The organism is Agrobacterium leguminum, assembly GCF_015704895.1.
In the GTDB taxonomy this organism is placed as follows: Bacteria; Pseudomonadota; Alphaproteobacteria; order Rhizobiales; family Rhizobiaceae; genus Agrobacterium; species Agrobacterium leguminum.
The window spans coordinates 25,956-47,613 of record NZ_JADQWB010000001.1; the positions used below are offsets into that span (position 1 = coordinate 25,956).

General features: G+C 60.0%; 16 protein-coding genes, 1 pseudogene and 1 other annotated feature. Of the genes and pseudogenes, 8 read left to right on the top strand and 9 right to left on the bottom strand.

Annotated elements, in window-relative coordinates; translation table 11 throughout:
* Positions 1 to 56 precede the first annotated feature (56 nt).
* From I3J13_RS00130 to I3J13_RS00145, 4 genes and pseudogenes are all read right to left on the bottom strand, one after another.
* Positions 57 to 1,085, bottom strand: a complete 1,029-nt coding sequence (locus I3J13_RS00130) for an adenylate/guanylate cyclase domain-containing protein (protein ID WP_125145898.1) — start codon at positions 1,083 to 1,085, stop codon at positions 57 to 59.
* Positions 1,086 to 1,292: 207 nt separating this feature from the next.
* Positions 1,293 to 1,553: pseudogene (locus I3J13_RS00135) on the bottom strand (hypothetical protein); the annotation flags it as partial.
* A 30-nt stretch (positions 1,554 to 1,583) separates the two neighbouring features.
* Positions 1,584 to 2,744 (bottom strand): ribonuclease D, encoded by a 1,161-nt coding sequence (gene rnd, locus I3J13_RS00140; protein ID WP_196377667.1) that lies wholly within the window; start codon positions 2,742 to 2,744, stop codon positions 1,584 to 1,586.
* Positions 2,745 to 2,826: 82 nt separating this feature from the next.
* Positions 2,827 to 4,098: an MFS transporter gene (locus I3J13_RS00145; protein WP_196377668.1), complete on the bottom strand. Its 1,272-nt coding sequence runs from the start codon at positions 4,096 to 4,098 to the stop codon at positions 2,827 to 2,829.
* A 191-nt stretch (positions 4,099 to 4,289) separates the two neighbouring features.
* On the opposite strand from I3J13_RS00145, the gene aspS reads away from it, so the two are divergent.
* The 4 genes from aspS to I3J13_RS00165 all read left to right on the top strand — a co-directional run bounded on the left by aspS (position 4,290) and on the right by I3J13_RS00165 (position 11,887).
* On the top strand, positions 4,290 to 6,077 hold the full coding sequence (gene aspS / locus I3J13_RS00150) for an aspartate--tRNA ligase (protein WP_196377669.1): 1,788 nt from the start codon (positions 4,290 to 4,292) through the stop codon (positions 6,075 to 6,077).
* 256 nt (positions 6,078 to 6,333) lie between these two features.
* The gene (gene creD, locus I3J13_RS00155) at positions 6,334 to 7,779 is read left to right on the top strand and encodes a cell envelope integrity protein CreD (RefSeq protein WP_196377670.1); all 1,446 of its coding nucleotides are present in this window, start codon (positions 6,334 to 6,336) and stop codon (positions 7,777 to 7,779) included.
* Between the two features lie 312 nt (positions 7,780 to 8,091).
* Positions 8,092 to 10,197: a methyl-accepting chemotaxis protein gene (locus I3J13_RS00160; RefSeq protein ID WP_196377671.1), complete on the top strand. Its 2,106-nt coding sequence runs from the start codon at positions 8,092 to 8,094 to the stop codon at positions 10,195 to 10,197.
* Between the two features lie 78 nt (positions 10,198 to 10,275).
* Positions 10,276 to 10,331: a sequence feature (sul1 is cis-regulatory element that is thought to sense ions involved in sulfur or methionine metabolism; They are found in Alphaproteobacteria), on the top strand.
* Positions 10,332 to 10,405: 74 nt separating this feature from the next.
* Positions 10,406 to 11,887 (top strand): SulP family inorganic anion transporter, encoded by a 1,482-nt coding sequence (locus I3J13_RS00165; protein WP_196377672.1) that lies wholly within the window; start codon positions 10,406 to 10,408, stop codon positions 11,885 to 11,887.
* Positions 11,888 to 11,929: 42 nt separating this feature from the next.
* Here I3J13_RS00165 and I3J13_RS00170 read toward each other — a convergent pair whose 3' ends face one another.
* Positions 11,930 to 13,120, bottom strand: a complete 1,191-nt coding sequence (locus I3J13_RS00170; RefSeq protein ID WP_003520791.1) for a hypothetical protein — start codon at positions 13,118 to 13,120, stop codon at positions 11,930 to 11,932.
* Positions 13,121 to 13,349: 229 nt separating this feature from the next.
* Here I3J13_RS00170 and parC point away from each other — a divergent pair, with 229 nt between their 5' ends.
* Positions 13,350 to 15,602, top strand: coding sequence for a DNA topoisomerase IV subunit A (gene parC / locus I3J13_RS00175; RefSeq protein ID WP_196377673.1), 2,253 nt, complete (start codon positions 13,350 to 13,352; stop codon positions 15,600 to 15,602).
* A 74-nt stretch (positions 15,603 to 15,676) separates the two neighbouring features.
* Here parC and I3J13_RS00180 read toward each other — a convergent pair whose 3' ends face one another.
* The 4 genes from I3J13_RS00180 to hemB form a co-directional block, all read right to left on the bottom strand.
* Positions 15,677 to 15,922 carry an AbrB/MazE/SpoVT family DNA-binding domain-containing protein gene (locus tag I3J13_RS00180; protein ID WP_196377674.1) on the bottom strand — a complete coding sequence of 82 codons (246 nt, stop codon included), beginning with the start codon at positions 15,920 to 15,922 and terminating at the stop codon, positions 15,677 to 15,679.
* 60 nt (positions 15,923 to 15,982) lie between these two features.
* Entirely contained in the window at positions 15,983 to 16,741 is a 759-nt protein-coding gene (locus I3J13_RS00185; protein ID WP_003520795.1) for an arginyltransferase, read from the bottom strand.
* Positions 16,742 to 16,919: 178 nt separating this feature from the next.
* Positions 16,920 to 17,378, bottom strand: a complete 459-nt coding sequence (locus I3J13_RS00190) for an RDD family protein (protein ID WP_035217820.1) — start codon at positions 17,376 to 17,378, stop codon at positions 16,920 to 16,922.
* A 98-nt stretch (positions 17,379 to 17,476) separates the two neighbouring features.
* The gene (gene hemB / locus I3J13_RS00195) at positions 17,477 to 18,490 is read right to left on the bottom strand and encodes a porphobilinogen synthase (RefSeq protein ID WP_137452083.1); all 1,014 of its coding nucleotides are present in this window, start codon (positions 18,488 to 18,490) and stop codon (positions 17,477 to 17,479) included.
* Positions 18,491 to 18,664: 174 nt separating this feature from the next.
* Between hemB and I3J13_RS00200 the strand changes: the two genes are divergently transcribed.
* The 3 genes from I3J13_RS00200 to I3J13_RS00210 all read left to right on the top strand — a co-directional run bounded on the left by I3J13_RS00200 (position 18,665) and on the right by I3J13_RS00210 (position 21,544).
* Positions 18,665 to 19,102: a DUF6163 family protein gene (locus tag I3J13_RS00200; RefSeq protein ID WP_003496683.1), complete on the top strand. Its 438-nt coding sequence runs from the start codon at positions 18,665 to 18,667 to the stop codon at positions 19,100 to 19,102.
* Positions 19,103 to 19,336: 234 nt separating this feature from the next.
* Complete coding sequence (ldtR, locus tag I3J13_RS00205) at positions 19,337 to 19,846, top strand: transcriptional regulator LdtR (RefSeq protein WP_026363448.1); 510 nt, start codon at positions 19,337 to 19,339, stop codon at positions 19,844 to 19,846.
* Positions 19,847 to 20,212: 366 nt separating this feature from the next.
* Positions 20,213 to 21,544 carry a L,D-transpeptidase family protein gene (locus I3J13_RS00210; RefSeq protein WP_003520799.1) on the top strand — a complete coding sequence of 444 codons (1,332 nt, stop codon included), beginning with the start codon at positions 20,213 to 20,215 and terminating at the stop codon, positions 21,542 to 21,544.
* Positions 21,545 to 21,658 lie beyond the last annotated feature (114 nt).

Consider the following 21,658-nt stretch of genomic DNA (forward strand, 5'->3'; position numbering starts at 1 on the left):
TTGATGACGGCCATCGTCGGCAGATGGGCCGCACGGCTTTTTTCCGTCGATTGCCCTTATGCGGCGGGCGCCTGATATTGGCTGAGCGTGCAGACGCCCAGCGTCTGGCCACGGCCTTTGACGGCATGTTCGCCCAGATATTCGCTGCGCACGCCCTTCGGAAGCACCAGCTGATGGGCGAGGTCGGCGGAAATCAGCACGGGGTGGCCGAGCATCTTGCTTAGCGATTCAAGCCGTGAGGTCGTGTTCACCGTATCGCCGAAATAGGTGATCTTGTGATGGTCGACACCGATTTCGGCGGTGATGACCGGCCCGCCATGAATGGCGAAGCGCAGGCGCGGCACCTCGCCGAAGCGGGCGAGCCACATGTCGCGGGTGTTTTCAATGGTCGCCTGAATATCGAAGACGCAGCGCACGCAGGCCGCCCGCCTTATCGCCATGTGATAGGGCCAGGTGATGATGGCGGCGTCGCCGATATAGTCGTCGATGACGCCGCCGTGTTTTCTGACCGGTGCGGCATAACTTGCAAAGATTTCGCCGAGAAATTCCTGGGCCTTCAGGTCGCCATGGGTTTCGGCGAAGGAGGTCGAGCCGACGAGATCGATGAAGATGAAAACGCGGTCTTCGCTGACCGGCCGGCGATAACGCCCCAGGATGAGGTCGATGAAGATATCGCGGCCGAGAAGCTCGCGCACCCGCATGATGAAGACGATGATGCCGCAGACAATGAGGGTGAAGATCAGCGTCTGCACCTCGGCATGGACGGCGCGTTTCCAGGTGCCGGGAAATATCCCGCTCAACCACAGGATCGTGCCGCCAAGCCCGAAGCCGCAAAAGACGAGGATGGCATAGATGACGAGGCCGACGGCGATATAGGCCGGCGTCGGCAGGGCGCTCACCTGCCGCGACAGGCCGGGCATGATGTAACCGCGCTCGAAGGCGAGGATGGGTGCGCAGGCAAACAGCGCATAGGTCGCGCCGATCAATGCACCGCCGCCGTATTCCAGAAAGGCGTAGGCCACGCCGCTGCCGGCCACGGCAACGAAGAGCACCACGTAATCCAGAATGGGCAGCAATTTTCTCATGTCGGTTCTTGGGTCTCGGGAAGGGAAGGCTTTGGTCTCGGGAAAGAAGGGCAGGCCGCTCCCTTCGGGCGAAGCTTCTGTTCAGGTCATATGCGACATTAATGTGGAAAAAGCGCCGCAAAAAGTGAGCAATCGGTAAGGTTGCATGAAGGATTGGTAAGGCTGTTGCGCCGTTGCCGCAAAATCGGCGTTGCCGCCCTTATACGCCTAATAGGATGTTCTGTAATAGACGGTTTCAAGCGGGGATTGCGGCCTGTCATCGGGCGAGCGGTTCGACCATTTGACGGGGAAGGCGGAAAAACGCAGCCGGTTGCCGTCGATCCAGGCCCGGTCGAACAGGGTTTCTCCCTTGCGGGCGAAGGTGATGGCGGCGCAGGTGCGGCCGTCGACATCGAAGGGCATGTTCTCCTTCCAGCCGCTCAAGCCGCAGCCCATGCCTTTCGGATCGCGATTATAGCGGCCGACGACGTCGCCGTTGGGGTGGAAAGCGGCGGGCCGTTACAGCTCGCTTGCCGCAACCTCCACCGCTTCGACCTTCTTGCCGGCGAAACGTAGCGCGACTTCGCCATTGATGAGCTTCAGCGCCACATCGCCGAAGAGTTCCCGCCGCCAGCCGGTCAGCGCCGCCACGGTCGCCTTTTCGCCCTCGGCGGCGATCTTGTCCAGATCGTCGCTATTGGCGATGACCTTGGCGGCGACGCCATGCTTGTCCGCCGTCAGCTTCAGCAGAACTTTCAAAAGTTCCACGGCAGCGCCTGAGCCTTCCGGCGCGTGGCTGTGACGCGGCGCTTTCGGCATTTCCTCTTTCGGCAGCGCCAGCGCCGCATTCACCGTTTCGACGATGGCGGTGCCGGAGGCGGAGCGCTCCCAGCCCTTGGGAATGGTGCGAAGCCGCGACAACGCCTCGGCGTCCTTCGGCTGCTGCTGGGCGATTTCGAAGATCGCATCGTCCTTCAGGACGCGCGAGCGCGGCACGTTGCGGGAGCGCGCCTCACGCTCGCGCCAGGCGGCGATGAATTTGAGGATGGCAAGTTCCGTCGGTTTGCGCAGGCGCGATTTCAGCCGCAGCCACGCATCGTCGGGATGCATGTCATAGGTGTCGCGAGACTCGAGAATATCCATCTCTTCGGTCAGCCACAGCGAGCGGCCTTCGCGCTCGAGCTGGGCTTTCAGCGAGAGATAGACGTCGCGCAGATGGGTCACGTCGGCCAGCGCGTAATCCAGCTGCTTTTCGGTCAGCGGACGGCGGCTCCAGTCGGTGAAACGCGAGGATTTGTCGATCTGGACGTTTTTAATCTTCTGCACCAGCTGGTCGTAGGAGATCGAATCGCCGAAACCGCAGACCATGGCGGCGACCTGCGTGTCGAAGATCGGGTGCGGAATAAGCCCGCCGAGATGGTAGATGATCTCGATATCCTGGCGCGCCGCGTGGAAAACCTTCACGACGGCAGGATTGGCCATCAGTTCGAAAAGAGGGGTCAGATCGAGACCCTTCGCCAGCGGATCGACCAGCACTTCGAGCGTCGGGCTCGCCATCTGCACGAGGCAGAGTTCCGGCCAGAAGGTCGTTTCCCGCAGAAATTCGGTGTCGATGGTGATGAATTCCGATTTCGCCAGTTCCGTGCAGGCTTCGGCGAGGGCGGCAGTCGTTTCAATCATTGTTATTGGCCAATCGTGAAAATTATCCGTCTTACTTTCCCTTTGCCGGGCGCATGTCAATACAAAGCCCGCTTTTGAAGGCTCAAGGATCGTTTTTCTCGGGCGGATGGGGCTCCGCTTCATCCTTTTTGGGTGGCGGAGACGCGGCGAGCTTCTGGAAATAGGCTGAGGTGCGCAAAAGCGAGCTGAACCGCCAGTTCCGCTCCTCCACGGGCACACCTTCGCGCACCTGCAGCCGGTAGATGGTATAGGCGATGAAAACGATCTGGATCGCGGCTGTATAGCTGAACAACGCCTTCGGGCCGAACTGGTCGATCAGCACGGAGGCGAGCAGCGGCCCGACGGTTGCGCCCACCGACCAGAAGAACAGCAGTCCAGCCGACATCATCGCGTGTTCGCCTTCCCTGGCATGGTCGTTGCCATGGGCGGAACTCAGCGAATAAAGCGGCAGGGCGAAGGCGCCGAAGATGAAGACGCCGACGATGTTGCTCCATTCATCGGTTCCGGCAAAGAAGGCGAGAAACAGGCCGACGACGACCGAGCCCGCCGTGGTGGCGAGAATGATGATGCGCCGGTCATAACGGTCGGAATAGACGCCGAGCGGATATTGCAGCACCACGCCGCCGATGATGCCGGCGCTCATGAAGGTGGCGATGGCGGTGACGGAAAGGCCGATCTGTTCGGCATAGATCGGGCCGATATTGCGAAACGCCGCCATGCTGAGACCGACGGCCACGCAGCCGACCACGGCAAGCGGCGAGATGCGCCAGACGGCGAAGAGATTGAAGGGTATCTGTTTCGGCGGCGCGGGGTTGGATTTGTCGGCAAGCGAGATCGGCACCAGCGACAGCGTCAGCGCCATGGCGATCAGCGAAAACACCACGGGTCCGTCGATGCCGGCGACGGGAATGATATATTGCGCAAGCGTGACGGAGCCGAGATCGACGAAACGATAGATGGAGAGCGTGCGCGCCCGATTGGAATTGGTGACCTGCGCGTTGATCCAGCTTTCGATGGCCGCGAAAAGACAGGCGACGGCAATGCCGGTGACGAAGCGCATCAGCATCCAGAACAGGGGATGTATGAGGAGCGGCATGGCGATCGCTGCGGCGGATGCGACGGCCGCCATGGTGGCGAAGGTGCGGATATGGCCGATCTTGCGCAGAAGCCGCGTCACCGAAATGCAGCCAAGTGCGAAACCGAAGCTGTAGGCGGCGCTGATGAGGCCGATGGTGCTGGCGGAAAATCCTTCGGAGAGACCGCGCAGCGCTATATAGGTTCCCTGCAGGCCATTGCCGCCGATCAGGATACCGGCGGTGACGAGAAGCGGGATAAGAGGTCTGATCTGGCTCATTGCGGGCCGACTCGGTTTGGCGGGCTGGATTAGTCCTATCTAAAGCGAAGGCAGGGGAAAGGACAGGCTGAAGGTGACATTGTTGTGCTTTGCCTTGACAAATCAGGCTGGCCATGCGCTTTTCCGGCAAATTTCGACAGTGCCGCCCATCTGGCCTCGATCAGGCCCACGACACGTTCCAGGATAAAAAAATGCATCGTTACCGCAGCCACACCTGTGCCGCTCTCCGCAAGTCCGACGTCGGCGAAACCGTTCGCCTTTCCGGTTGGGTTCATCGCGTGCGAGATCATGGCGGCGTTCTCTTCATCGACCTTCGCGACCATTACGGCATCACCCAGGTCGTAGCCGATCCGGACAGCCCGGCCTTCAAGGTTGCCGAGACGGTTCGCGGCGAATGGGTCATCCGCATCGACGGCCTCGTCAAGGCGCGTTCGGAAGACACCGTCAACAAGGGCATGGCGACCGGCGAGATCGAGCTTTATGCGCAGGAAATTGAGGTTCTCGGCGTTGCCAAGGAATTGCCGCTGCCGGTCTTCGGCGAGCCGGAGTACCCGGAAGACGTTCGCCTGAAATACCGCTTCCTCGATCTTCGCCGCGAAACGCTGCACAAGAACATCGTCAAGCGCACGCAGATCATCTCCGCCATGCGCACCGGCATGGCCGATGCCGGCTTTGCCGAATATACGACGCCGATCCTCACCGCTTCCTCGCCGGAAGGCGCGCGCGACTTCCTCGTGCCGTCGCGCATCCATGAAGGCAAGTTCTTCGCCCTGCCGCAGGCGCCGCAGCAATATAAGCAGCTTCTGATGGTGGCCGGTTTCGACCGTTATTTCCAGATCGCGCCGTGCTTCCGCGATGAAGACCCGCGCGCCGACCGCCTGCCGGGCGAATTCTACCAGCTCGACGTCGAAATGAGCTTCGTGACCCAGGAAGATGTCTGGACCACGATGGAGCCGATGATGACGGCCGTGTTCGAGAAGTTCGCCGAAGGCAAGCCGGTTACCAAAGAGTGGCCGCGCATTCCCTATGACGAGGCGATCCGCAAATACGGTTCCGACAAGCCGGACCTGCGCAACCCGATCGTCATGGAAGCCGTGACCGAACATTTCGACGGTTCGGGCTTCAAGGTCTTCGCCAACATGATCGCTTCCAACCCCAAGGTTCAGGTCTGGGCCATCCCGGCCAAGACCGGTGGTTCGCGCGCTTTCTGCGACCGCATGAACGCATGGGCGCAGTCTCAGGGCCAGCCCGGCCTCGGCTACATCTTCTGGAAGGAAGAGGACGGCAAGGTCGGCGGTTCCGGTCCGCTTGCAAAGAACATCGGCGAAGAACGCACCGAGGCGCTGCGCCAGCAGCTCGGCCTTGAGGCGGGCGATGCCTGCTTCTTCGTCGCCGGCGATCCGGCCAAGTTCTACAAGTTTGCCGGCGAGGCGCGCACCCGCGCTGCCGACGAGCTGAACCTGATCGACCGCGACCGTTTCGAAATGTGCTGGATCGTCGATTTCCCCTTCTTCGAATATAACGAGGAAGAAAAGAAGATCGACTTCGCCCACAACCCCTTCTCCATGCCGCAGGGCGGTCTGGAAGCGCTGGAAGGGCAGGATCCGCTCTCCATCAAGGCGTTCCAGTATGACGCGGTCTGCAACGGCTTCGAAATCGCCTCCGGCTCGATCCGTAACCAGTCGCCAGAGCTGATGGTCAAGGCCTTCGAAAAGGTTGGCCTGTCGCAGAGCGATGTGGAAGAGCGCTTCGGCGGTCTCTACCGCGCCTTCCAGTACGGCGCGCCTCCGCATGGCGGTTGCGCTTTCGGCATCGACCGCGTCGTCATGCTGCTGGTTGGCGCCAAGAACCTGCGCGAAATCACGCTGTTCCCGATGAACCAGCAGGCGCAGGACTTGCTGATGAACGCGCCGTCGCCGGCAACGCCGACCCAGCTTCGTGAGCTGGCGCTGCGCGTCGTTCCGTCCAAGAAGGACTGATCTGGAACCATTCAGGTTTCGAACAAAGGGCTGGCGGCAACGCCGGCCCTTTGCGTTTTTTACAACGAACGCGGCAAAACCACAATTTTACCGCGAGTCGAACCGAATTCCGCACATAATCAGCCGAAATCCGATCCCAGTATAGGTTCCGCGTTCACTTGGGGGACGCAAGACTATCAGGGGTTTTAAACTTGGGACAGCGCCGGCCGAACTTCGTTCTCGGTTCCGGTGCGATCATATTTAGAAGGATTTCAGAATGGTACATGAAACGGGAAAAGATACTGCCCCGGCGGGCGGGCAGGTTCCTCCAGCCCATCCGCGCGGCAATTTCGCTGTCAGTCTGCGCTCGCCGGGCGCCAAGTTCCTGATGATCGGCTTCATATCGATGGTTCTGCTCGTGCCGCTCCTGCTGGTTTGGGGGCTGACGGAAGAGCGTGCCTCGCGAGCGGAAGAGGTTTCCGGACGGATCGCGAATGGCTGGGGTGGCGATCAGGTGGTGAACGGTCCCTATCTTGCCGTGCCCTTCGATGTGGAGCGCCGCCGCGAGGTGGACGGTCGCAGCATTGTCGACCGCATCACCGAGTGGGTACTGGTCATGCCGGAAACGCTTGATGTCACGGCCGACCTGAAGACGGAGGAGAAGCAACTGTCGATCTACAGCCTGCCGGTCTATAACGGCAACCTGTTGCTGAAAGGCCGCTTCGGTTCCGGTATCCTGCAGGACCTTGCGCGCTTCTCCGGCACGCCGCGACTGGACAACGCCATTCTCGTTCTTAGCATTCAGGATATTACCGGCATCCGGTCCAGCGCCGGCGTCAAGATCGATGGCGGCCCGGTTCTGCCCTTTGATCCCGGCATGCGGGATATTTCGGTCATGACCAACCGCGCCGGTCCAGAGGTATCGATCCGGTCCGACGCCGGGGTGCACAGGCCGATTGAGAAAAACCTCATCGAAACGGGCTTCGCCTTCGACATCGCCTTTTCCCTGAATGGCTCCGGCAGTTTCGCCGTTGCGCCGGCGGGCCAGACGACGAGTTTTGCAGCAAACGCCGATTGGCCGCATCCGGGCTTCGAAGGCCTGTTCCTGCCCGAGCAAAAGACTGTCACCGCCACGGATTTCAAGGCCAGCTGGACAATTCCCTATCTTGCAAGGGGCATAGACCGCGTGGTGGAGGGTACGCGCCTGCCGCTGTCGGGCAGCCTGATGACGATCAATCTCGTCGAACCCGTCAAGTTCTACCAGATCATTGCGCGGACGCTGAAATACTCGATCGGTTTTATCTCGCTGGTTTTCCTCGCCGTCTTCATCGTCGAACTCAAGGGCGGCAATGTCGTGCACTGGATACAATACGTGCTGACGGGGCTGGCTCTGGTCATATTCTATGTTCTGCTGCTTGCACTCTCCGAGCATACGGGCTTTGCGATCGCCTATGCCACGGCATCGATGTCGACGGCGGCGCTGATCGCATCCTATCTCGGAAGCGCAACCAATAGTCGCAGGAGTGGCGTGGCGCTGTTTACGGTTTTGGCGGTCGCCTATGGCGTCATGTATCTGGTTCTGAATGAAGATGAATATGCGCTGCTGGCCGGTGCGGTGATTTCCTTCATTGCCATTGCAGCAACCATGTACGCCACCAGGCAGGTCGACTGGTCGGGCAACGGAGCCTCACGCGCAGGCAATACCTCGGACAATATGGCATAGTTTCCGTCCGCTCCGAAGGGATCGTCCGGACGGCCAAAACGCCGGCTTTTCCTTATCCGGCTTGGCATCCGGCGTGAACAGCGGGGAGCATGGGGCGAGGCGGGAAAGCATTGCTCTCCCGCCTCTTATCCGTTCTTTTCTATTGCAGACATCTTGCTCGTGCAGGCCTGTTGCTTGCAGGTGTCGTACGCTTCTTCCATTTGACCTGCGGGTTGTCATAAAAACTTAATTAAACTGACAAATCCGGTAGAGGACTTCTTAAGTCTTGTCGATCATTCATCGCCCTCATGAAATTTCACAAACGAGGGTTGAATGTTTTCGCTGGTCTCGACGTTCAAAATAGCGCATCGCGTGTCTATGCTGGCGCTGGCTGCGCTGTGCGGTATCGCCGTCATCGCGGGCATGCTGCTCTGGCAAAGACAGATGGAGGCGCGTTATCGCGTCGCTGAAGATGCATTGATCCAGAGGGACGGCGTGTTGACCACACTGGTGGATGCCCTGCATGAAAGCCGCCTGAACCAGAAGGATTTCCTGCTGTCGAGAGATATGAATTCCGTCGCGCAGTTCGACCAGACGATGGGGAAGGTCGAGCAGTCCGTCGCTTCCCTTGGCGGCGGTGCCGCACCGCAGACGCGTGCGAAACTCGACGTGCTGGCGCAGGGTGTCGTTGCCTATGATGATCGCATGAAGGCGCTGGTCGCCAAGAACGCGGAACTGGGCCTCACGCCCGCCGAGGGCCTTGAGGGCGCCATGCGCAACGGCGTGCATTCCATCGAAAAACTCATCGACGTCGTCGCCAATGCCGAAATCCGCGCCAGCATGCTGATGATGCGCCGGCACGAAAAGGATTTCATCCTGCGGCGGGATGAGGCCTATGTTGCAAAACACGCAGCCGAGGTAGAGACCTTCAAGGCGCTGGTGAAGCTGGAATATCGGCCGGGCGCGGAGCGTCAGCGCATCATGGATGCACTGGAAATATATACCGCCTCCTTCCGCTTTTATGCTCAGGCCGTGCTGGAGGAGGAGAAGGCGCGCGAAACCGTCGCCTCCGCCTATAATGCGCTGCTGCCCGTGGTCGCGGAGATTTCCACCATTTACCGGCAGGAGCGGGAAGCAAGCGCTCTCGAGAACAGCGCCGCGGCGGATAGAACGGTTTCGATTGTCGTCGCCCTTATAGCGCTCACCGTCGCGAGCCTTTTTGCCGGGGTCTATCTCATCGGCCGTTCGATAACCCGCCCGGCGACCGCAATTACCGAAGCGATGCGCCGTCTGGCCGAGGGCGAAACGGAATTTGCCGTTCCCGGTCTGCACCGCCGGGACGAATTCGGCGCGATGGCCCATGCGCTGGAAATCTTCCGGCAGGCGGCCATCGCAAAAATCGAACTGGAGACGCAGGCGCTCGCGGCCCGGCAGCAGGTCGAAGCCGAAAAGGCGCGGTTCCAGCGCGAGGCGGAAACCGAAGCGCAGGCAAGGCTGATGCAGGCAACAACCGGCCTTGCGGCCGCACTTCGCCGCCTTGCAGACGGCGATCTCTCCTTCGAACTGAACGAGCCTTTCGCCCCGGATTTCGAAGCCCTGCGTCACGATCTCAACCGGACGATCCGCCAGCTCGATGCCGCCATGTCCGGCGTCGTGCAGTCTAGCGTGGCGATTGATGGCGGCAGTCAGGAAATCAGCCAGAGTGCCGCCGATCTCGCGCGCCGCACCGAGCAGCAGGCCGCCTCGCTGGAGGAAACCGCCGCCGCGCTGGATGAACTGACGGCGAATATCCGCATTTCGGCGGAGCGTGCGGTGGAAGCCCGCGCGGTCGCCCATTCGACCGACGAGGACGCCAGCCGCACGGCCGACCTCGTTGTCGATACGATCATGGCGATGGAGAAGATCGAGCAATCGTCAGGCCGTATCGGCAACATCATCGGCGTCATCGACGAGATTGCCTTCCAGACCAACCTTCTTGCGCTCAATGCCGGCGTGGAGGCGGCGCGCGCAGGCGAGGCGGGGCGCGGTTTTGCCGTCGTCGCGCAGGAGGTCAGGGAACTGGCGCAGCGCTCCGCGAAGGCCGCCGCCGAAATCAAGCTGCTTATCCATGCCTCCGGTACAGAGGTGAAGGACGGCGCGCGCTTCGTGCGGGAAACCGGCGCGGCCCTGTCGCGCATTGGCGGCTCGGTGAAGACGATCAACGACCATATCGAAGCCATCGCCGCCGCGACGAAAGAGCAGTCGCTGGGGCTCTCCGAGATCAACACCGCGGTCAATCATCTCGATCAGGGCACGCAGCAGAACGCCGCCATGGTCGAGGAAAACAATGCCGCCAGCGTCATGCTGGCGGGCGAGACGGCGCGTCTCAAGCAACTGGTCCATCAGTTCCGTCTGGGCGATGCAGAAATGCGGGAGTATGGCGGGCGCGAAGCGGCCTGAAGCGTACGATCGCAGACATCGAAAGCGGGCGCGCAACTTGCGGCCCGCTTTTTTGCTGTTTATAGGTGGGGTACTCACCAAGGACCCGGTGAAATCCCGGGTGGCTCTTCTGGCCGCCGATCCGCCAGACAACGCAAAGCACCGACATTTCATTTCAATCTACCGGACATGGCTCCGGCCGGTGCGTCATTCTTTGCGAAAAAATAAAATGAACAGATTTCAGACTTACAGACGTGAGTGGTTTTCCAATATTCGCGGCGATCTCCTTTCCGGTATTGTCGTGGCACTCGCCCTCATTCCCGAAGCCATCGGCTTTTCCGTCATCGCCGGGGTCGATCCGAAGGTGGGATTGTTCGCCTCCTTCGCCATCGCCTGCGTTTCCGCCTTTACCGGTGGCAGACCGGGCATGATCTCGGCGGCAACCGCCGCCACCGCCGTCCTGATGGTCACGCTCGTCAAGGAACACGGGCTGCAATATCTCTTCGCCGCCACCATTCTCATGGGCGTGCTGCAAATTCTGGCGGGCCTTGTGAAACTCGGCCGGGTGATGCGCTTCGTCTCGCGTTCGGTCATGACCGGCTTCGTCAATGCGCTGGCGATCCTGATCTTCATGGCGCAATTGCCCGAGCTGATCGGCGTGCCGGTCGAAACCTACGTCATGATCGCGGCCGGTCTTGCGATCATCTATCTCTTCCCGCTGGTCACGAAGATCGTGCCATCGCCGCTGGTCGCCATCATCGTTCTCACCTGTGTCGCCGTCTTCTCCGGCATGGATATCCGCACGGTCGGCGATCTCGGTGAGTTGCCCTCGACGCTGCCGATATTCGCCCTGCCGCAGGTGCCGCTGACCTTCGAGACGCTGCAGATCATCTTTCCCTATTCCGTGGCGCTCGCCGCCGTCGGCCTGCTGGAATCGCTGCTGACGGCGCAGATCGTCGACGACATGACGGATACGGGCAGCAACAAGAGCCAGGAATGCATCGGGCAGGGGACGAGCAACATCGCCTCCGCCCTCATCGGCGGCATGGGCGGCTGCGCCATGATCGGCCAGTCCGTCATCAATGTCAGTTCCGGCGGTCGTGGCCGCTTGTCCACCTTCGTCGCGGGCGCGTTTCTGCTGTTCCTCATACTGGTGCTGGACGATCTCGTGCGTATCATTCCCATGGCCGCGCTGGTGGCGGTGATGATCATGGTCTCCATCGGCACCTTCTCGTGGCGCTCCATCCTTGATCTGCGTCGCAACCCGCCATCGTCAAGCATCGTCATGCTGGTGACGGTCGGCACGGTGCTTGCGACCCACGATCTTGCAAAGGGCGTGCTGGCCGGCGTCCTTCTCTCCGGCGTGTTTTTCGCAGGCAAGGTGTCGAAACTCTTCCATGTCCGGCCGGAGCTTTCAGCCGATGGCCGGGAGCGGATCTATCGCGTGGATGGCCAGATTTTCTTTGCCTCGACGGAAAGCTTCATTGCCGCCTTCGATTTCGCCGAGGAGGTTGAGGCGGTGACAATCGATGTCACGCAGGCGCATCTGTGGGATATTTCCGCGGTCGGCGCTCTGGACAAGGTGGTGCTGAAATTCCGCAAGGCCGGCAGGCGGGTCGAGGTGATCGGCGTCAACGAGGCGAGCGCCCACATGATCGACCGCTTCGCCCTGCACGATAAACAGGATGGCGCTGCCGCGCCGCTGCACTGAGCGCAAAAGAAAAGCCCCGGCATGACCGGGGCTTTTTTAGCTTTATTCGTTTGCCGTCACCGTGACGCCGAGCATTTTCGGCAGGGTGTTCGGTGCGCCCATCGCAGCGCCCATGATCATCGGGAACGGAACCGGCTTTTCCGGCTCCGCCGTGATCGAGAAGTTTTTCGGATTGTCGACATAGGCGTTGACGGCCGCCGACACCATGTTCTGCAATTCCGGAACGTTGAGCGAGGCCATCATGATCGGGGCCATGCCCTTGATGGTCTGGGCAAGCTGATCGCCCGTCATACCCTGCTGGCTTGCCGCATAGTCGATGGCGCGCTTGGTGATGCTGGCGTCTTCAAAGCTGATTTCAGCGTTGATGAAGGAGAGCTGCTGCATCAGACCCAGCATGGCAAGGCTTGCTGCCTGGTCCGCCTGTTCCTTGTTCGGATTGGCGGCCTGCGCCTTCACCGTCTCCTGCATCGACTTGATGAAGGCGAGCGTGTAGCCGGAGAAACCGAACGACATGTTCAGGCGGCCGACATCATCGAGGTCGATGGCGTATTCTTCAACATCGATAGTACCGGAGGCCACTTCCCAGCTGCCACTCATGGTCATGTCGCCGGAGAGCGCCTGCAGTTTCAGCTTTTCAATCGCGTCCTTGGTCGCAGGATCGGTCACTTCGCTGAGATCGGCCTTGAAACCGGAAGCGTCGAGTTCGAAGCCGATAGAGTTCTTGTCATCGCTGACCGACATCGTCGCGCTAGTTTCCTCAAGCGAGAAAGCCGGCTTGCCGTCGATGGAAACGGAAACCGGGCCGCTATGCGCTTCGTCGTAGAACATCAGCGCATCGACGGTGCCGGTGGTGGAGTCTGCGGGAATGACGAGACCGGACATGTAGATGTCGCTTGCCTTGATCTCCACGTTTTCCTGTTTGTAGTCGATATTGTCGAAGCGGGCGTTCTTGATCTTGTAGCCGCCGTTGTTTTCCTCGACGCCTTCGAGCGTCACATTACCGACCGGGATCTTCTTGGCCGGATCGGCGACTGCGTTGAAGGTCACGCTGTTGAGGGTCACCGTCGAGCCGTTGACGGCGACGGAGCCGGCGGCGATCTCGCCGCCCTGTGCGGCATAGGCCGCATTGATCTTCTTCAGCACATCCCCGCCATCCAGCGCGAAAGCCGGCGCTGAAAGCGTAAGAAGCGCGGCACTCGCGAAAAGAACCTGCCGGGTGGATTTCAGTCTCATGATGTTTCTTCCCTCAACGTACGGCTGTGTACCGTGTTCGAATTCGAATGCTGATACTTATATTCGCGATTATTCAAAGGTCTATAGGATTTAGATCGATTCCCATGACGGCGGCATTGCGGTATTTGCAACGCGGTTAACAAAAAATCGCATGAAAGGGTTGCGTTCATCCACAGGCGCGACCCCCGAATTTCTTGCCGGGAATCGGCATTTCCGCTAGTCAAGCACCATGGGAAAAAATCTTGTACCTCCGTCCGGCGGAGACGATAACATTCATCCGGTCGATTTGAAGGCGGCGCTTGAAGAGCGCTACCTCGCTTACGCCTTGTCCACGATCATGCATCGTGCGCTGCCGGATGTGCGCGACGGCCTGAAGCCGGTTCACCGCCGCATCATTCACGCCATGAGCGAAATGGGCATCCGCCCCAACTCGGCCTTCAAGAAATGCGCCCGTATCGTCGGTGACGTGATCGGTAAATTCCACCCGCATGGCGACCAGTCTGTCTATGACGCGCTGGTGCGTCTCGCGCAGGATTTCTCGCAGCGTTATCCGATCGTCGACGGGCAGGGCAATTTCGGCAATATCGATGGCGACGGCGCCGCCGCCTATCGTTACACCGAAGCGCGCATGACCGAGGTTGCGGCGCTGCTGCTCGAGGGCATCGGCGAGGATGCGGTGGATTTCCGCGCCACCTATAACGAGGAAGACGAGGAACCGGTCGTCCTGCCGGGCGCATTCCCCAATCTGCTCGCCAACGGCGCCTCCGGTATTGCGGTGGGCATGGCGACCTCTATCCCGCCGCATAACGCCCACGAACTTTGCGACGCGGCGCTCCATCTCATCAAGCATCCCGATGCGACGGTTGAAAAGCTGGTGGAATTCATTCCCGGCCCCGACCTGCCGACGGGCGGCGTGATCGTTGAGAGCCGTGAGAATATTCTCGATGCCTATAAGACCGGCCGCGGCGGTTTCCGCGTGCGCGCCAAATGGGAAACGGAAGATCTCGGCCGTGGCGGTTACCAGATCGTCATCACCGAAATTCCCTTCCAGGTGCAGAAATCGCGCCTGATCGAGAAGATCGCCGAGCTGCTGATTGCCCGCAAGCTGCCGCTGCTCGAGGATATTCGCGACGAATCGGCCGAAGACGTGCGCATCGTGCTGGTGCCGAAGAGCCGCACCGTCGATGCGACGCTGCTGATGGAATCGCTGTTCCGCCTGTCCGACCTCGAAAGCCGCCTGCCGCTCAACATGAACGTGCTGTCGCTCGGCAAGGTGCCGAAGGTGATGGCGCTGAACGAGGTGCTGAGCGAGTGGCTGGCGCACCGCAAGGATGTGCTGGTCCGCCGTTCCCGCCACCGTCTGGCGGCCATCGACCGCAGGCTGGAAATTCTGGGCGGCCTGCTCGTCGCCTATCTCAATCTCGACGAGGTGATCCGCATCATCCGCGAGGAGGATGAGCCGAAACAGGTGATGATGACCAAGTGGTCGCTCACCGACAATCAGGCCGAAGCCATCCTCAACATGCGGCTGCGCAATCTGCGCAAGCTCGAGGAATTCGAAATCCGCAAGGAGTTTGATGAACTCAGCAGCGAGAAGGCAGAGATCGAGGGGCTGCTTGCCTCTGATGACAAGCAGTGGCAGACCGTCGCCTGGGAAATCGGCGAGGTCAAAAAGAAATATGCCAAGGCAACCGAAATCGGCCGCCGCCGCACGCAGTTCGCGGATGCGCCGGACGCCGATATCGAGGCCATCCAGCAGGCGATGATCGAAAAGGAACCGGTCACCATCGTCATCTCGCAGAAGGGCTGGATCCGGGCGCTGAAGGGGCATATGTCCGACACCTCGTCGCTCACTTTCAAGGAAGGCGATGGCCCGAAGCTGGCCTTCCCGGCGCAGACGACCGACAAGCTGCTGCTGCTGACGACGGGCGGCAAGGCCTATACGCTCGGCGCCGACAAGCTGCCGGGCGGTCGTGGCCATGGCGAGCCTATCCGCATCATGGTCGACATGGAGAACGATCAGGACATCCTGACTGCCTTCGTGCACGATCCATCGCGTAAGCTGCTGCTCGTCTCCACCGCCGGCAACGGTTTCATCGTGCCCGAGAGCGAAATGGTCGCGAATACCCGCAAGGGCAAGCAGATCATGAATGTCTCCATGCCGGATGAGGCCAAGCTCGCCGTGCCGGTCACGGGCGACCATGTCGCCGTCGTCGGCGAGAACCGCAAGCTCCTGGCCTTCCCGCTTTCGCAGGTGCCGGAAATGTCGCGCGGCAAGGGTGTGCGCCTGCAGCGTTACAAGGATGGCGGCGTCGTCGACGTGAAATGCTTCGCGCTTGCCGAAGGCTTGTCATGGTCCGACACGGCCGGGCGTCTCTTCAACAAGGTGGGCGAAGAACTGCGCGAATGGCTGGCCGACCGCGCAACGGCAGGCCGCACCGTGCCGAAGGGCTTTCCGCGCAGCGGGAAGTTTGGCGGCTGATATTTGAACGTCGTCCCGGGGCTGTCCCGGGACGTTTTCAATCTCATGTGTTTGGCAATCAAACCACCTAGTGCTTATGACTTCGCGAGCGCTTTTAAAGCAACGTGGTACTTGCGCATCGCTTGCCGTGCATGTTCCAGCTGACGATCAAAGTCACCTGTTGCTTCTTCGTTCGGGCGCTCAGCAGTTCGCAATTCAAGTACGTTGCCGTCAGTTCTTGAACTGAGAACGTCGCCAATCTTCCAGCCAAGCCGTTCAAGCATATCCTTCGGGATGACAACGCCTGCCTCTTCACCGAACTCGCAAATGGTTGCTTTCATCTGAAATACTCCAAGTTTGATTGGAGTTTAGCATGCGATTTTGACGGTTGGACCAGCCCGTTACTTTTCTTCCGGCGTATAAACCTCCCACCCGCGCGGCGTCAGATGTTCCTGCGGATGGTAGCGGGTCTTGTAGCCCATCTTTTCCGAACCATCGACCCAGTAGCCGAGATAGACATGCGGCAGGCCGAGCGCGCGCGTGCGGGTGATGTGATCGATGATCATGAAGGTGCCGAGCGAGCGTTTTTCGAGATCGGGATTGAAGAAGGAATAGACCATCGACAGGCCGTCGCTCATCACGTCGCTGAGCGCCACGGCCAGAAGTTCGCCGCGTTTGCTGGAATCGATGCCGGAGCCGGGTTCGCGCACGCGGTATTCGATGATGCGGGTGTTCACATGCGTGTCTTCCACCATGATCGCATAGTCCAGCGCCGACATGTCGGACATGCCTCCCGACTGGTGGCGGTGGTCGAGATAGCGGCGAAACAGGGCGAATTGTTCGGTGGAGGGCTCGGCGGCGTGAACCGTGGCGACGACATCCCTGTTGGCGGCAAGAACGCGCCGCATCGATTTCGTTGGCTGGAACTGTTCAGTCAGGATACGCACGGAGACGCAGGCGCGGCAGTTTTCGCAGGCCGGGCGATAGGCGATGTTCTGCGAGCGCCTGAAACCGCCCTGGGTCAGAAGATCGTTCATTTCCGAAGCGCGCGGGCCGACCAGATGGGTGAAGACCTTCCGCTCCATCTGGTTCGGCAGATAGGGGCAGGTGGCCGGCGCCGTAAGATAGAATTGGGGAGAGGGCGTCGCCTGCGTGTTCATCGAACCGTGATCGCCTCCTGCGTCTGTTATGAAAGCGCGCCGCGATTTCACGGGGTTGGCGGCGGCGCTTCAAGCGACATGCATAATGTCACAGAATGGCAAAATGCCGGAAAACGTCAACTGCGAGATGCGGCATTTGCGGGGTTTGAAAGCCACGTTTGCGTGGCTTTCCGCAATATCAGCGCGTTCTGACGATGACGGTGCCGAGCAGGAAGTCGTGAACGAGGCGCGAACGCTCGGTAAACAGGCCTGCAAGCAGGATCAGCGGCGTCAAAACCGAGTTGATGACCCAGAAAAGCACGATGTGAACGGTCGACAGCAGGAAATCGATTCGCCGCCCGTCCATCCGCGCCATCGCGATCCCCATCGCCCGCATGCCGGGGGTCGCCTGCGAGGGGCCGCCAAGTGTCATGCCGAAATAAAGCACCGCAACGATGACGAACAGCGCCGGATAGAGGAAGAAGCCGAGGCCGAGGGTAATCACGCCGAGGAAGAAGACGATGACCGCGGCCGGAATGCACAGCAGGAGAACGATCGCATAATCGATCAGGAACGCGAAGACCCGTCGGCTCAGGACGCCGCTATAGGCGCGCCAGTCATCCGGTGCGGCATAAGTGGGGTTCTGGTCGAGGCTCATCGGTCGTTTTCTCCTGAGAGGGTATGACAGCGCGGCATGAGTGCCGTGTCAGCAGACAATATGGGAAGAAAACGACCGAATACAATAAGTGCGGGGCCTTAGCCCTTTGCGAGTTTGCGTGCGGCCTCGATGGCGAAATAGGTCAGAACGCCATCGCAACCGGCACGCTTGAAACAGAGAAGCGTTTCCATCATCACGCGCTCGCCGTCGATCCAGCCATTCATCGCGGCAGCCTTGATCTGGGTATATTCGCCGGAGACCTGATAGGCGAAGGTCGGAAGGCCGAAATTTTCCTTCAGCCGCCAGCAGATGTCGAGATAGGGCAGGCCGGGCTTGACCATCAGCATATCGGCACCTTCCTCCACGTCGAGGGCGGCATCGCGGATCGCCTCCATGCCGTTGGCAGGGCTGATGTAATAGCTGTTCTTGTCGCCCTTCAGCAGGCCGGCCGTGGAGATGGCCTCGCGATAGGGACCGTAGTATCCCGAAGCGAATTTCGTCGCATAGGACATGATGCCGACATTCTGGTGCCCGGCGGCATCGAGACCCCGACGGATGGCGCCGATACGGCCATCCATCATTTCCGATGGAGAAATAATGTCCGATCCCGCTTCCGCCTGAAGGATCGCCGCCTTGACGACCTGTTCTACCGTCTCGTCATTGACGATCTCGTCGCCGCGCAGAATGCCGTCATGACCGTGGCTGGTGAAGGGATCGAGCGCGACATCGGTGATCATGCCGATATTGGGAACGGCTTTCTTGACGGCGATGGTTGCCTGATTGATGAGATTATTCGCCTCGAGCGCGTTGGAACCGGTCTCGTCGCGCAGCTCCATTTCGATGTTCGGAAAGGTCGCGATTGCCGGAATGCCGAGATCGGCGGCCTCTTTCGCGGCTTCGACCAGCTTGTCGACGCTCATGCGGTTGACGCCGGGCATCGCCGGAATGGGATCGAGAATATTGCTGCCCGGCACGATAAAGACCGGCCAGATGAGATCGTCGACGGTGAGGCGGCTTTCCTGCACCAGACGGCGCGTCCAATCCGCCTTGCGATTGCGCCGCATGCGACGATGGCCGGTGATCTCGTCGACCAGATGCGTTTTGTCCTGCATGTAAGAATGTCCTTCGATCAAATTTGGAAAGCTGCATAGCATGAAGCTTGGCCCATGCGAATGCGACAATCTTCCCTCATCGGCGTCCTGCGATGACGATGATGCTTTGACAAGGCAGGCGGCGGGATTCAATATGGGCTGGTCGCCCGTTCGTCGAGACCGTATCTTCCGGCCATGGAACCTGATTCTCAACCTCTGCCGAAACGCCCGCTTACGGAAATCCTCTTTCTGGTCTTCATGAGGCTGGTCGCGGTTTCCTGTTTCTGGTTCGGCCTGCAATATTGGGCGATGCTGACGGGCTACTCGCTTGGGGGGCATGGGCGGTTCGATATGCTGAACCTGCCCTGGCGCGTGGCCGGCAGCGCGCTGGCCGTTATTTTCCCTGTCGCGGCACTCGGTCTGTGGCTCGGGGCCTCCTGGGGCGCGGTCATGTGGGTCATGGGCGCGGGTGCGCAGATCGCCATGTATAAGGTGTGGCCGCATATCTTCGGCGCCAACACGCTCGTACCCGTCATGCACGGCCTTGTGGCAACCATTTATATACTATTCCTGGTCGCTTTCTGGCTGGATCAGCGCCAGAATGAAGAACGCGCAAGAATTGATTTACCATAAGAATAAAGCAATTCGGCCTGATTTTGGGCCGTATTCCATGGCTAAGTCATTGATTTATAATGGATGACCTTGGACCATTCCCGCTTCGCCACAAGTTGGGCCCTCCCGGGAAAATGCAGGTAACCATTTGTTAATCGTAGCTTTTAAGTAGAATTTTATGCGCATTGATTAGGTTCTCACTCAAGGCGGGAGACAAACAAACACACCGCCAAACAAAACAGTGAGGCAGTCATGATCAATAGCAAAGTTAAGCCCCAGGCCGTTGTTGCCGATGCACATGAAGATACCATCCGCTCGCTCTACATGGAGTCGCTGCACCTGGTGGAACGTCTCCACCGCCGCCTCCTCGATGTCATCAAGGATGAGTTCGACCGTCAGGGTCGCGATGACGTCAACGCCGTTCAGGCCCTGCTGCTGTTCAACATCGGCAATTCCGAACTGACGGCCGGCGAGCTTCGTTCCCGCGGTTATTACCTCGGCTCGAACGTCTCCTACAACGTCAAGAAGCTGGTCGATCTCGGCCTCATCAACCACCAGCGCTCGCGTGTCGACCGTCGCTCTGTCCGCATCAGCCTGACCGAAAAGGGCCAGGAAATCGCCGAAACGGTTGCCCGCCTTTATGAACGCCACGTCGGTTCGATCGAAAAGGTCGGCGGCATCGGCACCGGTGAGTTCTCCGAAATGAACAAGCTGCTGCAGCGCCTCGATCGCTTCTGGAACGACTCGATCGCTTACCGCCTGTAATATCGCGACGGTTTCACTGTTTAAGCCGGGGGCATCCTTTTGCTCCCGGCTTGCGGATTCCGCGTTGGGCGTTTTTGCGTGTCAAGCCCAGCCCTTCTTCGAGCCTTCGCCCTGTTTTTCAGGCGAACAAAGCTTCGTGAGATGAGAGCCGTGACACGAATCGGCCATATTGATATGGGACCGGCAAGGGTGAAGGAGCCGGCTGTTTCTCCTGCTGTCGCGGCAAGTCCCGACCGTTCTGCCAGACAATGGCGCCCAATGGATGGGTGTCGAGTATTACCAGCCGGCAGACACGTTGTACGTGTTTGTTAATCATATTGATTTAGGCATTGTTGAGAATGCCGAAGAGAGTGGCTGGTAGGTAGAATGACAAAGAAATCCGTTTCCGATTCCGTATCGCGCCGCGCGCTTCTGCGCTCGGCCGTTTCCGTTGGTGCCGCCGCGCTTGCCGCGCCGGCCTTTGCGCAGAACGCGCTCAACGATCTCATGGGCTCTTCGCGCCGCGGCAACTGGGATGACCAGTTCGACGCCAATACGTCGCGTTCGGCCGTGGGCGTCGTTTCCAACAATCCGGTTCTCGGACGCGAAGCGCCGGTCTACATGCAGCAGGCGATCATGCAATATCAGCAGATCGTGCAGAATGGCGGCTGGCCGGAAGTGCCGGCGTCCCAGCAGCGTCTCCAGATCGGCGTTTCCGATCCTTCCGTACAGGCGCTGCGCCAGCGACTGATGGTGTCCGGCGACCTGCCGCGTGAAGCCGGCATTTCCAGCGCCTTCGATAGTTACGTCGATGGCGCGCTGAAGCGTTTTCAGGCCCGTCATGGCCTTCCGGCCGATGGCGTCAGCGGCGAATACACCACGAAGGCGCTCAATGTTTCCGCGCAGATCCGTCTGGCGCAGCTGCAGACCAACCTCGTTCGCATCCAGTCCATGTCCGGCGATCTCGGCCAGCGTCACCTGATGGTGAATATCCCGGCCGCCGCCATCGAAGCCGTTGAAAATGAACGCGTCGTGCTGCGCAACACGGCCGTCGTCGGCCGCGCCAGCCGCCCCACTCATGTGATCAATTCCAAGATTTACGAGGTCATCCTCAACCCCTACTGGACCGCGCCGCGCTCGATCGTCGAAAAGGACATCGTGCCGCTGATGCAGAAGGATCCGACCTATCTGGAGCGGAACAACATCCGCCTCATCGACGGCAAGGGGCAGGAAGTTTCACCGACCGCAGTCGACTGGTTCGCGCCGAAGGCTCCGAACCTGATGTTCCGTCAGGACCCCGGCAAGATCAACGCCATGTCGTCCACGAAGATCAACTTCCACAATCCGAACAACGAATATATGCACGACACGCCGCAGCAGGGCCTGTTCAACAAGCTGATGCGTTTCGAATCCTCCGGCTGCGTGCGCGTGCAGAACGTGCGCGACCTGACGAGCTGGCTGCTGCGCGACACGCCCGGCTGGTCGCGTCAGGAAATGGAGCGCGTCATCGCCACCCGCGTCAACACGCCGATCAAGCTGGCGCAGGAAATCCCGGTCTATTTCGTCTACATCACCGCGTGGTCGGCGAAGGACGGCGTGGTGCAGTTCCGCGACGACATCTATGAAAAGGATGGCAACGCCGAACTGGCGCTCAACACCACGAGCGGCATGGAACAGCCCGCCGGCCCGGTGGATGACGATCTGTTGCCGCGCAACTGATCCGGCATCGCCGCCATTTCATTCCATCACCATGAGCCGCACCTTCGGGTGCGGCTTTTTTCTTGGCGATTTTCTGAAAACATCTGTCGTTTTTTGTCGCAACGTCGCAGTTTG